Genomic DNA, 16,138 nt, shown 5'->3' with positions numbered 1-16,138 from the left:
TCGCCTGGTGAAAGCGGTCGGAAGGTATCAGGCCGCCCCATCAGAACAAGATAACGACCTGCGCTCCGAAATCTTTAGCCGGCGCGCAAGAAAAAGATCCTGTAAGGGAAGACGGCGCGCCTTGGCGCCGGGTTCCGGCCGATTCGGTTAAAGTGCGACTGCCCGTTGTCCGTTAATACGGCAAACCCCTTGTGCGGTGACGGTGCGCCGCTGCCGCGCAACTCTTCGAAAGCTGCACCGATGATACATGTCTGAACTTCATTTGGTCCGGGCCGCCGGCCGGCGCATCGAGGTGCGCGACTCATCCGGCGAGGATGCCGACCCGGCGTCCGCCGCGCAGTTCGTCTACCTGGGCCGGCAGCCGATCCTCGATCGCGAGGGTGCGCTCAACGCGTACGAATTGCTGTTTCGAGCCGGCGCGCACAACTATGCCGAAGTCACCGACGACGCTCAGGCGACGGCGCAGGTGGTGGCGCGCGCGCTCGGCGGGATCGGTGTGCCCGCCGTACTTGGGCAGCATCGCGGCTTCGTCAATATCGACCGGGCGATGCTCTTCGACGACATCGTCCACGTGATGCCGCCTGAGCGCTTCGTGCTCGAAATCCTCGAAACCGTGAAGTTCGACGCGCAACTCGCACGCCGGCTGACCGAGCTGCGCCGCACCGGTTTCCAGGTCGCGCTCGACGACGTGACCGAACTCTCGGACGAACTGCTCGCCATGCTGCCGCATGCGGACATCGTCAAGATCGACTTCCTGCAAACCGGGCGTGCGCATCTCGCGGAACTCGCCGCGGCCATGCGCGGCCACGGCAAGACGCTGATCGCCGAAAAAATCGAGACGCGCGAGGACTTCGCGCTCGCTCGCGAACTCGGCTTCGATCTGTTCCAGGGATACTTTTTCGCGCGCCCGCAGGTGCTGGCCGCGCCGCGCAACCGCTCGCCGCGCCCCGCGTTGCTGCGTCTGCTCGCGCTGCTGTCGCGCGATGCGGGCATTATCGAACTCGAAGCCGAACTGAAGCTGAATCCGAGCGTGGTCGTGCAATTGCTGCGCCTCGTGAACTCCAGCGCGTTCGGTCTGGGGCGCAACATCGCGTCGTTGCGCGAGGCGATCATCGCCACAGGCACGCGGCAGATTGCGCGCTGGGCGCAACTGCTGCTTTACGCGGACAGCGGCGATCTGCCGTGGCGCGCCGATCCGCTCGTGCAACTGGCCGGCACCCGCTCGCGCTTCATGGAACTGGCGGCAGGCTGGATGCGTCCCGCCGACGACGAATTCACCGATGCCGCATTCATGACCGGAATCTTTTCTCTGGTGCACGTGCTGCTGGGCAGCACGCCGAAGGCCGTGCTCGAAAAGCTCGGCCTCGCGCCGCAGATTCGCGAGGCAATCGTCTCGCGCTCCGGGCCGCTCGGGACGTTGTTGCGCATCGCGGAGGCGGCCGGCGAGGGCGCGGACGCGGCATCGATCGCGATCGGTCCCGATGCGCCGCCCGGTTTCGCCGCGCTGACGCCGGAGGTGCTGGCCGAGCTCAACCTGTCCGCGGCAGCGTGGTTCGGCGCGCATGTCGAGGAAGCGGCCGCCTGATCGCCGACAACGTTTGCATCCTGCGACGCGTCCGCACGTATTTGCCGGGTACGTGGTCCAATAGAGCGTGAGGCCGCCGCTCGATCCCGCATGATGTCACTCGATGCCGCTTCATGCGGGCCGGGCAGCGCGGCCGTGGACTCGTGTCGGCAACCGTGCGTATCGACGCTCAAAGGATCAGCAGATGAAGAGAAAACTCATACCGGCGGCGCTGGCGGCTGCCGTCTCGGTGGCGCTTGCAGCGTATTCGTTGACGGCTTGCGCGACGCTCAAGCCCGGCGATGCGGCTCCGCAGTTCACCGCGCAAGCATCGCTTGGCGGCAAGACGTACACGTATTCGCTTGCCGACGAGCTGAAGAAAGGGCCGGTCGTGCTGTACTTCTATCCGGCGGCTTTCACGAAGGGCTGCACGATCGAAGCACATGAATTCGCCGAAGCGGTGGACGAGTACAAGAAATACGGCGCAAGTGTGATTGGTGTCTCGCACGACAACATCGCCACGTTGACGAAGTTCTCCGTAAGCGAGTGCCGCAGTAAATTCCCCGTTGCGGCGGACGCGGAGTCGAAGGTCATCGGCGCATACGACGCCGGTTTCCCGATGCATAGTTCGATGGCCAATCGCGTGTCGTACGTGATCGCGCCGGACGGCAAGATCATCTACGAGTACACGAGCCTTTCACCGGAGAAGCACGTCGAGAACACCTTGAAGGCCGTGAAGAATTGGGCCGCGGCGCATAAGCAGCCTTAGGGATTTTTTGTCGAGAGCTCGCAATGCCGATTCTGGTTGGACTGTTGGCGCTGATCGCGCTGGTGTACGGGGCGGTGCGCGTGTTCGATGCGCTGCAGGCAGCTTTCGGCATGGCGGTGGCCGTCGGCGTCGCGGTGCTGGCCGCGTTGCTGCTGATTGCCGCTGTTGCTTACTGGTGGCGCCGCCGCAAAGAGGTGGCGCCGAACCTTCGCGAAGGCGACTGGACGCATCAGCTCGACGGCAGTTGGGGCTCGGTGCGGCTCGCGTCGGGCAAGCGTCTATGTGAGATTCGTCTTGGCGCAGAGCAGGGCGCGTATATTTTTGCCGATTTGCTTGGCGCCGACGTGCAGCGTCGAGAGGCGCAATGGCAGGTCGCGCTCAAGGTCAAAGACGCCGCACGCGGCGTGTGGCTGTTGCCTATGCACAATGCGCGGCAGGCAAGGCAATGGCAGCGGATTTTTCTGCTGGCGATGGAGCAGAACCTTTGAGGCCGCGTGCACCGGCGACCTGACATTGCGCGGCGGGCTCTGATTCTTTGATCAGCAGTGCGCCGCGGATGCACGACGCAGCGCCATCACGCAGATGGAGCAATGCCGGTTCTACGAGCCTTTCTCGACTCCCATCGCACGCGAATCCGGTCCATATAAAGATAAACCACCGGTGTCGTGTACAAGGTCAGCATCTGGCTCACAATCAGACCGCCGACAATCGCAATGCCGAGCGGCGCGCGCAACTCCGCGCCTTCGCCGCGTCCGAACGCGAGCGGCAACGCGCCGAGCATCGCGGCGAACGTGGTCATCATGATCGGACGGAAACGCAGCAGGCATGCCTCGTGAATCGCATCGCGCGACGACCGGCCTTGCCGCGACGCTTCGATCGCGAAGTCCACCATCATGATCGCGTTTTTCTTCACGATACCGATCAGCAGAATCACGCCGATCAGCGCGATGATGCTGAACTCCGTCTTGAACAGCAGCAAGGCCAGCAACGCACCGACGCCCGCCGAGGGCAGCGTCGACAGAATGGTCAGCGGGTGAATATAGCTTTCGTACAGGATGCCGAGCACGATATAGACGGCGGCCAGCGCGGCCAGAATCAGGATCGGCTGGTCCGACATGGATTGCTGGAACGCCTGGGCCGTGCCCTGGAAACTGCCGTGGATCGTCGCCGGCATGCCGATCTGCGCCATCGTCTCGTAGATCGCCTGCGTCGCCGTGGATAAAGACACGCCCGGCGGCAGATTGAACGAGATCGTCGAAGCCACGAACTGGCTCTGATGATTCACCGACAACGGTGTGTTGCCGGGCCCGAAGCTCGCAATGGCCGACAGCGGCACCATGGTTTCCTTCGACGTCGACACCGCCGCGCCCGATGAAGCGCTCGACTTGCCACTCGTCGCAATCGAGTTGATCGCCTGGTTGCGGGCCGAATCGGCGGCAATCGTCGCCGCGCTCGATGCGGTGGTGCCCGCCGTGCCGCCCGACGAAGCGCTCGTGGAGGACGGCGTTGACGAAGACGCGCTCGACCTCGTCACGGTGCCCGCCGGCGCGTTGGTGGTCTGCGCGCCGCTCGCGCTGCCGCCCGACGTGCTGATGTAGATCTGCTTCAGCATGTCCGGGCTCTGCCAGTACTTCGGCGCGACTTCCATCACAACGTGATACTGATTCAACGGGTTGTAAATGGTCGACACCTGGCGCTGGCCGAACGCGTCGTACAGCGTGTTGTCGATCTGCGCGGGCTTGATGCCGAGGCGCGCCGCGCTCGCGCGGTCGATCGTCACCATTGATTCGAGGCCGCCTTGCTGCTGGTCGGAGTTCACGTCGGTCAATTCGTGGCGCGCCTGCAGCGCCTCGGTCAACTTCGGTCCCCACAGATACAGATCGGGCGTGGAATCGGCGAGCAGCGTGAACTGGTATTGCGCATTCGATTGCCGCCCGCCCACGCGAATGTCCTGCACCGATTGCAGGAAAGTGCGCGCGCCGGCGACGTCGCCAAGCGGCGCGCGCAGTTGCTGGATCACCTGATCGGCGGAAAGCTTGCGCTCGCTCTTCGGCTTGAGCGAGACGAACATGAAGCCCGAGTTGGTTTGCCGTCCGCCCGTGAAGCCGACCACGCTGTCGACCGCCGGATTCTTGCCGACAATGTCCATCATCTGCGCGAATTTGCCTTTCATGGCCTGAAACGAGGTGCTCTGATCGGCCTGAATGCCACCGACGAGCCGCCCCGTGTCCTGCTGCGGAAAGAAGCCTTTCGGCACGATGATATACAGCCAGATATTGAGACCGATGGTCGCCAGCAGAATCGCGAGGATCAGGCGCGGATGCAGCAGCGCCCAGCCGAGCGTGCGTTCGTAGCCGCGCTGCATCGACATGAAGCCGCGTTCCAGCCAGCGTCCGAAACGGCCTTCCTCTTTTTGTTCGTGCGGCTCGCGCAGAAGGCGTGAGCACATCATCGGCGTGAGCGTGAGCGAGACGATCAACGACACGCCGATGGCAAGCGACAATGTCAGCGCGAACTCACGGAACAGCCGGCCGACGATGCCGCCCATCAGCAGAATCGGCAGGAACACGGCGACGAGCGAAATACTGATCGACATCACCGTGAAGCCGACTTCGCGCGCGCCGAGAAACGCGGCCTTCATGCGCGGCACGCCGTTCTCGATATGCCGCGAAATGTTCTCCAGCACTACGATGGCGTCGTCGACCACGAAGCCGGTCGCGATCGTCAAGGCCATCAGCGACAGGTTGTCGATCGAGAAGCCGAGCAGATACATTGCGCCGAACGTGCCGATGATCGAGATCGGGACGGCCACGCTCGGAATCAGCGTGGCGCGCCAGTTGCGCAGGAACAGGAACACGACCATCACGACGAGCGCCACCGCGATCATCAGCGTGTACTCTGTGTCTTTCAGCGACGAGCGGATCGTGACGGAGCGATCTGAGGTGGGCGAGATGTCGACGTCGGCGGGCAGCGACGCATGCAGTTGCGGCAGCATGGCCGTGACGCGGTCCACGGTCTCGATGATGTTCGCGCCCGGTTGGCGGTACAGAATCACGAGCACCGAACGCTTGCCGTTGAAAAGGCCGAGATTGCGCAGGTCTTCCACCGAATCGACGACTTCGGCCACGTCCGACAGCTTCACCGCCGAGCCGTTGCGATACGCGATCACGAGGTCGCGATACTGCGACGCCTTGCTCGCCTGGTCGTTCGTATAAATCTGCACGCGGTTCGGGCCGAATTCGATGGAGCCCTTGGGACTGTTCGCGTTGGCCGCGGCGAGCGCCGCGCGCACGTCCTCGAGACCGATGCCGTAGTGGAACAGCGCCTGCGGTTCGAGTTCGACGCGCACAGCCGGGTTGGCCGAACCGCTCACGTCCACTTCCCCGACACCCTCCACTTGCGACAGCGACTGCTGCAACACTGTGGCCGCGGAGTCGTAGAGCTGGCCGGCGGTGAGCGTATCCGACGTGAGCGCCAGAATCATGATCGGCGCATCGGCCGGATTGACCTTGTGATACGTCGGATTGCTGCGCAGGCTCGCCGGCAGATCGGCGCGCGCGGCGTTGATCGCCGCTTGCACATCGCGCGCCGCGCCGTCGATATTGCGGTTCAGGCCGAACTGCATCGTGATGCGCGTGGAGCCGACCGAACTCATCGACGTCATTTCGGTGACGTCCGCAATCGAGCCCAGATGCCGTTCGAGCGGGCTGGCCACGCTGGTCGCCACCGTGTTCGGGCTCGCGCCCGGCAACGACGCCTGGATCGAAATGGTTGGGAAATCGACTTGCGGCAGCGGCGCGACCGGCAGCTTCGTGAACGCAAAAATGCCGGACAACGCGATGCCGATCGCCAGCAGCGTAGTCGCGACCGGGCGCGAAATAAACGGACGCGACAGGTTCATCGCATCAGCTCCCTGCATCCGTGGCCGGTGGCGTCGCGCCCGCGGACGGACCGCCGCGGTTAAAGCGCTCACGCGTGCGGCGGGCCAATGAATCGAACGCGAGATAGATGACCGGCGTGGTGAAGAGCGTCAGCAACTGGCTCACGATCAGACCGCCGGCAATCGCGATACCCAGCGGCCGGCGCAATTCCGAACCGGCGCCAGTGCCCAGCATCAGCGGCAGCGCGCCGAGCAGCGCGGCGAGCGTAGTCATCAGGATCGGCCGGAAGCGCAGCAGGCACGCCTGGTAAATCGCTTCGCGCGGCGCCTTGCCTTCCTCGCGTTCGGCGTAGAGCGCGAAGTCGATCATCATGATCGCGTTCTTCTTCACGATGCCGATCAGCAGCACGATGCCGATAATCCCGATGATGTCGAGATCGTGGCCGGTAATGAGCAACGCGAGCAATGCGCCGACCCCCGCGGACGGCAGCGTCGACAGAATCGTGATCGGGTGAATGAAGCTTTCGTACAGGACGCCGAGCACGATATACATGGTGACGATGGCCGCGAGAATCAGAAACAGTTCATTCGACAGCGACGCCTGGAACGCCAGCGCCGCGCCCTGATAGCGCGTCTGGAACGACGCCGGCAAGCCGATGTCCTTTTCCGCCTGCTCGATCGCCTTGACGGCCGCGCCGAGCGACGAACCCGGCGCCAGGTTGAACGACACGGTGGTCGCGGGGAACTGGCTCAGGTGCGTGACGAGCAGCGGCGCGGGCTTCTCGATGAACTTCGCGATTGCCGAGAGCGGCACCTGGCCGCCCGACGAAGTGGAAGAGGGCAGATAGATGGAATTCAGCGACTCGGTGTAGTGCTGCATCGACGGCTGCGCTTCCAGAATCACGCGATACTGGTTCGATTGCGTGAAGATGGTCGAGACGATGCGCTGGCCGAACGCGTCGTACAGCGCACTGTCGACGGTGGCCGGCGTGATGCCGTAACGCGACGCAGTGGCGCGGTCGATCTCGACGTAGACCGACTGGCCGTTGTCCTGCAGGTCGGTGGCGATATCCGCGAGTTCCGGCGACTGCTTCAACCGTTCGATGAGCTTCGGCACCCACGTCGTGAATTCGCTCATGTTCGGGTCGGTCAGCATGAACTGGTACTGCGTGGGGCTCACGGTCGAATCGATCGTCAGATCCTGCACCGGCTGCATGTACAGCGATGCGCCGGCAATATGCGCGACGTCACCTTGCAGCTGCCGGATGACTTCGCTCGCCGTATTGCTGCGGTCGTCGCGCGGCTTGAGATTGATCAGCATGCGGCCGCTGTTAAGCGTGATATTGCTGCCGTCCACGCCGATGAACGAGGTCAGGCTTTCCACGTCAGGGTTCTTGAGAATCTGAGCGGCCAACTCCTGCTGGCGCTCGGCCATCGACGCATACGACACCGACTGCGGCGCCTGTGTGATGGCCTGGATCACACCGGTATCCTGCACCGGAAAGAAGCCCTTCGGAATGAACACATACAGCAGCGCCGTCAGCACGAGCGTCAGCACCGCGACGACAAGCGTGGAGCGCTGCCGGTTCAGCACCCACGTGAGCGCGACCGCGTAACGGGCGATCACCCAGTCGATGGCGCGGTGTGCGCGTGCCTCGAAGCGGTGGCTGTCGTGCGGCGGCGTGTGGCGCAGCAGCTTCGCGCACATCATTGGCACGAGTGTGAGCGACACGATTGCCGAGATCACGATGGTCACGGCGAGCGTGATCGCGAATTCATGGAACAGGCGGCCGACCACGTCGCCCATGAAGAGCAGCGGAATCAGCACGGCGATCAGCGAAACGGTCAGCGAAATGATCGTGAAGCCGATCTGCTTCGAACCTTTTAGCGCGGCTTCGAGCGGCGCTTCACCTTCTTCGACATAGCGCGCGATGTTCTCGATCATCACGATCGCGTCGTCGACCACGAAGCCGGTCGCGATCGTCAGCGCCATTAGCGACAAGTTATCCAGCGAGAAGCCGCACAGATACATCACGGCGAGCGTGCCGATCAACGAGAGCGGCACGGACAGGCTCGGAATGATCGTCGCGTAAATATTGGCGAGGAACAGGTACATGACGAGCACGACGAGCACGACCGACATTGCCAGTTCGAACTGCACGTCCCGCACGGAAGCGCGGATCGTGGTGGTGCGGTCAGTGACGATCTGCACGTCGAGCGCGGCGGGCAGCGCCTGCTGCAACTGCGGCAGCAGTTTCTTGATGCTGTCCACGACCTGAATCACGTTCGCGCCGGGCTGGCGCTGCACGTTCAGGATGATCGCGGGCGTGCCGTCGACCCATGCGCCGAGCTTGGTGTTTTCCGCGCCCTGCACGATGGTGGCGACGTCGGTCAGCATCACCGCGCGGCCGCTCTTGTACGCGACCACCGCGCTCCTGTACGCGTCGGCGTCGGTCAGCTGGTCGTTCGCGTTGATCGTGTAGTTGCGTGTGGGGCCGTCGAAGTTGCCCTTGGGCGTATTGACGTTCAGGTTCGAGATCGTGGTGCGCAGATCGTCCAGATTCAGGCCGTATGCGGCGAGCGCGCGCGGGTTCGCCTGGATCCGCACGGCCGGACGCTGGCCGCCCGACAGGCTCACCAGACCCACGCCCCCGACCTGCGAGATCTTCTGCGCGAGACGCGTGTCGGCGAGATCCTGAACCTGCGTGAGCGGCAGTGTTTTTGACGTAATGGCGAGCGTGATGATCGGCGCGTCGGCAGGGTTCACCTTTGCGTAGATCGGCGGGGCGGGCAGGTCCGACGGCAGCAGATTGCCCGCCGCGTTGATCGCGGCCTGCACTTCCTGCTCGGCGATATCGAGCGGCAGATCCAGACTGAACTGCAGCGTGATGATCGACGAGCCGGCCGAGCTTTGCGACGACATCTGATTCAGCGACGGCATCTGTCCGAACTGGCGCTCGAGCGGCGCGGTGACGGACGAGGTCATCACGTCCGGGCTCGCGCCTGGATAGAACGTCTGCACCTGGATCGTCGGATAGTCGACTTCGGGCAGCGCGGACAGCGGCAAAAAGCGCAGCGCGACGAGGCCGACCAGCATGATCGCTGCCATCAGCAGCGCGGTGCCGACGGGACGCAGAATAAAGGCGCGGGATGGATTCATGCGGTAAGTGCCGTGCCTTTATTGCGAGGCTTGCGCCGCGTGCTTGCCGTGATGCGCGCGCGCGCCCGATGCACCCGAGGCCGCCGCCGCGCCGCTTGCACTGCTTGAACCGCGGGCCCCGCTTGCGCCGCGTGGTTTGTCGGCCGGAATGGTGATTTTCGCGCCTTCTTTGAGGCGGTCCGAACCGTCGATCACAACGCGCTCGCCCACTTGCAGGCCCGACTTGATGCTGGTGCGCTCGCCATCCACGGGACCGATCTTCACGGGGCGTACGGTCACGCTGTTATCGGGTTTGACGACGTATACGAACTGACCCATCGAGCCGTTGAGCACGGCGGAGGTCGGCACGATCACCGCGTCCTTGATCGTATTGACGAGCAAGCGCGTATTCACGAACTGATTCGGGAACAGCAGGCTCTTGCTGTTCTGGAAGATCGCGCGCAGCTTGACGGTGCCGGTAGTGGTGTCGATCTGGTTGTCGAGCGTCTCCAGCGCGCCGCCTTCGAGCGATGTGGTGTTGCTGCGGTCGTAGGCCGTGACGGAGAGCTTCGCGCCGCCTTGCGTCTGCTCGATAATCTGCTGCAGATTGTCTTCCGACGTGGTGAAGATCACGCTGATCGGCTGCAACTGCGTAATCACGACGATGCCGTTGGTCAGGCTCGGCGTCACATAGTTGCCCGGATCGACCTGGCGCAGCCCGACGCGTCCCGACACCGGCGCCGTGATGCGCGCGTAGACGAGGTCGAGCTTGTACGTATCGACGTTGGCCTTGTCGGACTTCACGGTGCCTTCATATTGGCGCACGAGCGATGCCTGCGTATCGACCTGCTGGCTCGCAATCGAGTCTTGCGAGAGCAGCGTCTGATAACGCTTGAGGTCGAGACGCGCGGTCTGCAGCAGCGCTTCGTCGCGGGCGAGCGTGCCTTGCGCGTTGTCGAGCGAGATCTGATAGGGGCGCGGATCGATCTGGGCCAGCAGGTCGCCCTTCTTGACCATCTGGCCTTCCTTGAAATACACGTCTTGAAGCGTGCCGCTCAACTGCGGCAACACGGTCACGCTCGCGAGCGGCGTCACCGTGCCGAGCGCAGTCAGCACGACCGGCATTTCGCCTTGCGTCGCGGTCGCCACATGAACCGGTTGCGGCATGTTGGCCATGCCGCCAGGACCGCCGCGGCCGGGCCGGCCGCTATGCGCGGCGCTTGCGCCCGACGCCGCGCCGGCGCCGCCTGGCGAGCCCCACGGATGCCAGCGCCACAGCACGAAGCCGAGAATGACCAGCGCGACGACGATCAACGCGATGTTACGGCCGCGATGGCTTCTGACCGCGCCGGGTGAGTTCTCCGGCGGAAGGCCTGGCGTGCCGCTGCGGCGCGTGGGGGAAGCCGGAGCGGCGGGGCGTGAGGTTTCCGAATGCTGTTGTTGTTCGTCCATCGGTTCGGTCAGTGACTGGCTTGGATGTGAGGCGTTCGCGCGATTGTGCCGCATCGACGCGTGGCGCTTACCGTGCGACTGGCACGACAGGCGGTTTCGACAGCGGGTGCGCCACGCGCGTTCAGCGCGAATGCTACCCGAGACGCGGACGAGGATGTTCGCGCGGTGCGCCGCCAGGACCCATCGGTCCGACCGCGGCAGGCCATGTCGAACGGCTTGACGCCAGGCCGCGCGGGCGCCCCGCGACAGGAATGCATGATCCTACGTCGAGGCCTCTGTAACAGTCCACCCGCGTATTTTTCTTTTGATTACGCCGGTTACAGGACGTAGGGAGATTGTTAGCGCTCGATGTGGGCGCTTGACCGCGGCGAGCCCGCAGCGCGTCAGTTATCGAGGCGGCGCCCCGGCGTACCACCGATTTCCAGCACGATTCGCGCGACGCAGTCGAGCAGCTCCGGCCCGGCGCGGCTAACGAGCCAATCGCGCGGGCATTGGTCGGCGGAGCCGCCGCAGTTGACCGCATAACGTTCGCCGGACGGTCCGGTGAAGCCGAGCGCGATCGCATTCAGGCCGTCATGCCATTCGCCGGTGGCGATTGCGAAGCCGCGCTCGATCGTCTCCTGCAAGGCTGTTTCCAGCCGGCCGCCGACATTGCCCCAGTCATCGCCTTCGGCCGCCTGCAAGCCGGTCAGCAGTTTTTCGCGGTCCGGTTTATCGAGCGCGACCAGATAGGCGCGGCCGATGGCGGTACGGCTCAGGTTCATCCGCGCGCCGACCTCGAGGCGCGACACGAGCACCGCCGAACGCGGCCGGATGACGTCGATGACGACCATATCGAGGCGGTCGCGCACGGCGAGATGCACCGAAAGCCGCGTGCGCTCGGCGAGTTCGATCAGAAACGGGCGGGCGCGCGCCCGAATATCGAAGTTGCGCAGAAAGCCGTTGCTCAGTTCAAGCACCGACGACGTCAACACAAAGCGCTCGCTGTCTGGCAACCGGAACAGAAAGCCGGTGCCGACGAGGGTTGCGGTGATGCGCGAGACGGTGGGCTTGGGAATGCCGGTGAGTTCGGTGAGTTCGCGGTTGCTGAGCGGGGCGTCCGCGGCCGCAATCGAGCGGAGCACCGTCAGACCACGTGCCAGCGCGGTGACCTCGTCGCCGGGGCCGTCCTTCTCTTTGACGGGGTCGGCGGCGTTTTTTGATCGCGTTCGTGCGTTCATGTGATTTTGGAACAACATTTCAGTTTACTTACTCACCGCCCCGGCGGGACCGCGCTGCCTCCGGCGTGAGAGGCCGCCCGGGCGGCGGCTGTGGCGCGAATTTCGTCCTATTATTCATTGTATCGGAATAATTTTCCGCAACGCGCCGAAGCTGTTTAGATTTTGCTTGACTTAGTCAGCATAACCGTAAAAAATGGAACCTCATTTCGAAAGACGGTATCAGCTTTTATATTTGCACGGTGTGAGCTGCCGCCTCCAGCGCGGTGTCCGGTCGAGTGTATTCCCGGTCCATCGCCACAGTTCGTGCTCCGCACCGCATAGCACGCTCCGTCGTTCGCCGAACTTTCGAAATACCGTCTCTCAGGTTCTAGCACGGCCCTCGGAATGGCTAGAACTTTTTAAGGCGTCACGGAAACGTGACGCCTTTTTTTTATGAGCACACAACACAGTTTGCGCCAAAGCGTCGCGGCGCCAAGCGCAGTCAGGACGTGTACGTTCTGTTCGCGCGCGTGAGAGCTGACGGGTGCGCAGCCAGATCAATACGAGCCAGGAAAGGACGATGGGGACAGTGAGCGTCCATTCGAGACCCTGTCCAACCCTCCCAAGGAGGCCCCCCTGGGGGACAGGCAACACCAGGCAGATAACGGCCAGCGCGAGCGCGGCCATCAGTGTCACGGTGGCACGGAACGGGTAACCCAGGCCCTCCAGCGCGCGGCTCTGCGCCTGGCCCCGCATCTGACCCGACCCGGGGTCCAGTGTGCGGCTCGCGTCCCCGAGCGCCGGCCCGGACGGTTCGTGCAGATCGGACTTCACGGCCGCCGCGCCGTCGGTACAGCTGGTACGAGGTGCGCAATCTGCGCATCGAGCACCTGTGCCCATATCAACCAGATCACCGCGGCCGCCACGCACGGGAGGCCGGCAATCGCCCAGGGCGAGAGGCGATACAACCAGTCCGAGAACCGCCTGCCGGCTCGATCGGCAAAGAAAGGGCGCGCAGCGACCGGGCGCAGTTTTTCGAGTTGCGTATTGAGTGCGGCGATCAGCACGGAACGCCTGGCTTCGCCTTCACGCGCGTAGCGGCCCATGAACCCCATCCCGAGGACCGCCGCGTAGCATTCGAGCAGGGCGACGTTCGGCGACGTTTCGCGCATCCGTTGCTCAAGCCGAATGAACACGCGCTCGCCCGCGTCGTGTTCGCCGAAGCGCTCGACCTGCAGCGGCTGTGCGTCCCAAACCGTCCGGTTCGTTGCGTTCAGGTGGCGCAACACCGCCTCATCGAGCAGGCCGCATTGGGCAACCTCTGCGTCTTCGCGGACGTCCGCGGCAAAACCGCGCTGATCGAGCGCGGTTGAGAAACCCTCCATCAGCTGCTTGCAACGTTGACGCAGGGTGCCGGGGTCTTCCGTGTGGCCGCCCTCGGACAATCGCGTCACGAGCAGGGCCGTGTCGCGCAACAGGTCCCGGATACCACCGGCGCAAGTACGGTTCGCAGAGGCGAATCCGCCCATCAGGGCGGGTTCGTCGCGGGCAGGGGTGAGCGTGTTCGTCAGGGTGCTCATGAGCGCAACACCGCGTAAAGTTCAAGCGACGCCTCGGGTACCGACGTCGGCAGGTAGATCTGGCAGGCGCGGGCGGCCAGCATCCGCGCGTGTGCGGGATCGCTCGCGTCGAGCGCGAAGTACTGGTTGTCCAGCCGCACCGGAATGGCAGCCGGCACACGCTGCACGGCCTTGAGTGGAATGCCGGGGAGCGCCGAATTGACGATGTGCCCGATATCGTCCGGCGCACCGATCTTGCAGAGCCTCGGCAACTGCTCGACGAGTTCCAATGCAGGCGACGCGGCGTGGACCGACAGGTACCAGTCGGCGGAACTCGCTACGATGCGCTCGTCGAGGAACTGGCCCGCCCATGTCGTCGGATGCCTGTGCGTGAGCCCGATCGACACCACACGCGACGGAATGATCGCATCGAGCAGATCACGGATCTGCGTCTCGAGCCTGGCGAATACTTCATCGGCACGTGCGTGGTCATACGCCGGAATGTCGCCGAGCTGCGAGCCGGTCGAGAACGTCATAAGGACGCTCGCAAGCTGGCCAAGCGTCGAGTACAGCCGCTCGGGAGGCTGGCCAGGATGCGTCGAGAAGAACCGCAGTTGCGGCCAGACCGTATGGATGCAGTGGAGCAGCCAGAACAGCTGCACGTCGGCCACGCCGTATTCGGCAACCTGCTCGATCCGTTCGCTTCTACGCGAACCCAGCGCCGCGCTCTTCGCCTGCAGGATGTCGGCAAGACGATTGATCCGTTCGACGTGCAGCGCATGAGCGCCCAGCGTCAGGCACGGCGGCACGTACCGGTGGTCGACCTGAAACTGCCCGCTCGTGGTACGCGTCAACCGGGCAATCGCACACACCGTGTCGTCGGCATGCGACTCGAAGTCGAACAGCAGTCGCACCGCATGACGTTCGGCGGCAATCTCGGCCTCGCCGGTACCGTTGAGGTCAATGACCTTGATGAACTCCCGGTATGAGCGCCGCGGCCGCGCCAGCGTCGCTTCGTCGAACCGGCAGTTGCTGGCCGTGGCATTGAACAGCGGCAGGGCGGCCAGCACGACCACGCTCTGCACATCAGCCGGCAGTCCCTGCGTCAGATCACGTGCAGGCGGCAACGCATCGGTCACCGTGGAGTCGATCAGTGTGCCGTCCGGGAAACGCAGCTTCAGTCGGGTGAGCTTCAGGCGCCCAGCCGCAAGCACTTCCTCGTCGATATCGGCGCCCTGCGTGCCCCACGGCTCGGCGACGCAGGCGGCAGCGATCTGGTTCAACGTGAAGTCGACGTTTCGGCCCAGCTGCTGGAAGTGCTGTTGCGTCAGGATCAGCCCTTCGTGAAAGAGCGGTTTATCGATCCGCATGGGTGTGATTGTGCCGTTATCTTGGATTATGGTGAGTGGCGATTCTATACGCGTGACTCGTGATCCGTATACAGTCGCGAGTAGTTAAGCGTGCGAACTACTTGGAATAGACGATGATTATTTTTGAGATATTGTCCGTTCCAGTGAAGGCAGTATTCTCAATGCATGGATAGGGCTATGTTGCCATCCTGCCACCACCATGATTGAAAGATTGTCAGAGATTGTCAGAGATTGTCATGACCTTGTGAGCCCATGCCAGCAAGGGTTTCGTGAACACTGTCACGTATTCGCATACTGCATTTATGAAATTATTCATATGGGACGAATATGAAATTTCAGTGACTTGATGATAATTAACACTGATCACAGTGTCTTTACAATCCATGTCAATTTCACAACGCCGACATTCTTTGACTCGGCGCGGGTAAACCTGTTTAATAGCGCGTGGCAATAATGATCGCATGAATGGAGGCCGCGCTATGGGGTACCACAAGGAGTCCTTCGCGAGCGAAACACGCGTATGCGTGTGCGCTCGTTCGAAAGAGGTCACCGCATCGCACCGGGCGAGTTCTGCGGGGATCCTGAACGTCGTTCAATAAGGAATGCTAATGGACAGCTTCCAGCGCGAAATTCCGAAAAGTCGGGTTTCGATCACGTTAGATTTGCATACGGGCGGTGCCCAGAAGAAGGTCGAGCTGCCGTTAAAGCTGCTCGTCGCCGGTGACTTCAGCGCGGGCAAGGAACAGGCACCGCTCGCCGAGCGCAAGAAGACGGACATCAACAAGAATAATTTTGATGCTGTTCTCGCTGACTACGCTCCAGACCTCAAGGTTGCTGCGGAAAACACCCTGGCTGGCGACGGCTCGGAACTGCCGGTGAACCTCTCGTTTCGCTCGCTGAAAGACTTCGAGCCGGAACAGGTGGCACGTCAGATCCCGGAGATGCAGGCGCTGCTGGCGGTGCGCAATCTGCTGCGTGACCTGAAATCGAATCTGCTCGATAACGGCACGTTCCGCCGTGAGTTTGAGAAGATTCTGAAGGATAAGCCGCTCTCTGACAAGCTGCGCGGCGAACTCGCACAGATCGCGACGGCGGCCACGCAGCCTGAAGGCCATGCCTGAACGGCGTCGGCCCAAGTCGGCCTTCACCGCATTCCATAACCGGACAGATATGCAGGTAGCGATAGCATCGCAGACAGGACATGAA

At 63.2% G+C, this 16,138-nt stretch carries 10 protein-coding genes; 4 read left to right on the top strand and 6 right to left on the bottom strand.

Going from position 1 to position 16,138, the window contains the following annotated elements; translation table 11 throughout:
• The first annotated feature begins 247 nt into the window (after positions 1 to 247).
• From C0Z16_RS28530 to C0Z16_RS28520, 3 genes are all read left to right on the top strand, one after another.
• Positions 248 to 1,585, top strand: coding sequence for an EAL and HDOD domain-containing protein (locus tag C0Z16_RS28530; RefSeq protein WP_102635403.1), 1,338 nt, complete (start codon positions 248 to 250; stop codon positions 1,583 to 1,585).
• 184 nt (positions 1,586 to 1,769) lie between these two features.
• The gene (locus C0Z16_RS28525; RefSeq protein WP_102635402.1) at positions 1,770 to 2,333 is read left to right on the top strand and encodes a peroxiredoxin; all 564 of its coding nucleotides are present in this window, start codon (positions 1,770 to 1,772) and stop codon (positions 2,331 to 2,333) included.
• 23 nt (positions 2,334 to 2,356) lie between these two features.
• Positions 2,357 to 2,821: a hypothetical protein gene (locus C0Z16_RS28520; protein ID WP_102635401.1), complete on the top strand. Its 465-nt coding sequence runs from the start codon at positions 2,357 to 2,359 to the stop codon at positions 2,819 to 2,821.
• 86 nt (positions 2,822 to 2,907) lie between these two features.
• Here the strand turns inward: C0Z16_RS28520 and C0Z16_RS28515 are convergent, their stop codons facing one another.
• The 6 genes from C0Z16_RS28515 to tssK all read right to left on the bottom strand — a co-directional run bounded on the left by C0Z16_RS28515 (position 2,908) and on the right by tssK (position 14,932).
• A complete protein-coding gene (locus C0Z16_RS28515) occupies positions 2,908 to 6,234 on the bottom strand; it encodes an efflux RND transporter permease subunit (RefSeq protein WP_102635400.1) in 3,327 nt (1,108 codons plus the stop codon).
• Between the two features lie 4 nt (positions 6,235 to 6,238).
• On the bottom strand, positions 6,239 to 9,373 hold the full coding sequence (locus C0Z16_RS28510) for an MdtB/MuxB family multidrug efflux RND transporter permease subunit (RefSeq protein WP_102635399.1): 3,135 nt from the start codon (positions 9,371 to 9,373) through the stop codon (positions 6,239 to 6,241).
• 18 nt (positions 9,374 to 9,391) lie between these two features.
• Entirely contained in the window at positions 9,392 to 10,804 is a 1,413-nt protein-coding gene (locus C0Z16_RS28505; protein ID WP_102635398.1) for an MdtA/MuxA family multidrug efflux RND transporter periplasmic adaptor subunit, read from the bottom strand.
• Positions 10,805 to 11,187: 383 nt separating this feature from the next.
• The gene (locus C0Z16_RS28500) at positions 11,188 to 12,024 is read right to left on the bottom strand and encodes an IclR family transcriptional regulator (RefSeq protein WP_102635453.1); all 837 of its coding nucleotides are present in this window, start codon (positions 12,022 to 12,024) and stop codon (positions 11,188 to 11,190) included.
• Between the two features lie 809 nt (positions 12,025 to 12,833).
• Complete coding sequence (locus C0Z16_RS28490; protein ID WP_407070703.1) at positions 12,834 to 13,583, bottom strand: DotU family type IV/VI secretion system protein; 750 nt, start codon at positions 13,581 to 13,583, stop codon at positions 12,834 to 12,836.
• The gene (tssK, locus tag C0Z16_RS28485) at positions 13,580 to 14,932 is read right to left on the bottom strand and encodes a type VI secretion system baseplate subunit TssK (protein ID WP_102635396.1); all 1,353 of its coding nucleotides are present in this window, start codon (positions 14,930 to 14,932) and stop codon (positions 13,580 to 13,582) included. The genes C0Z16_RS28490 and tssK overlap by 4 nt, the downstream gene beginning before the upstream one ends.
• Positions 14,933 to 15,540: 608 nt before the next feature.
• Here tssK and tssB point away from each other — a divergent pair.
• Positions 15,541 to 16,053: a type VI secretion system contractile sheath small subunit gene (tssB, locus tag C0Z16_RS28480; RefSeq protein ID WP_102635395.1), complete on the top strand. Its 513-nt coding sequence runs from the start codon at positions 15,541 to 15,543 to the stop codon at positions 16,051 to 16,053.
• Positions 16,054 to 16,138: the final 85 nt, after the last annotated feature.

The organism is Paraburkholderia rhynchosiae (assembly GCF_002879865.1).
Taxonomy (GTDB): Bacteria; Pseudomonadota; Gammaproteobacteria; order Burkholderiales; family Burkholderiaceae; genus Paraburkholderia; species Paraburkholderia rhynchosiae.
The sequence above is the reverse complement of the archived record's forward strand: the minus strand, read 5'-3'. Positions and strand labels throughout refer to the sequence as shown.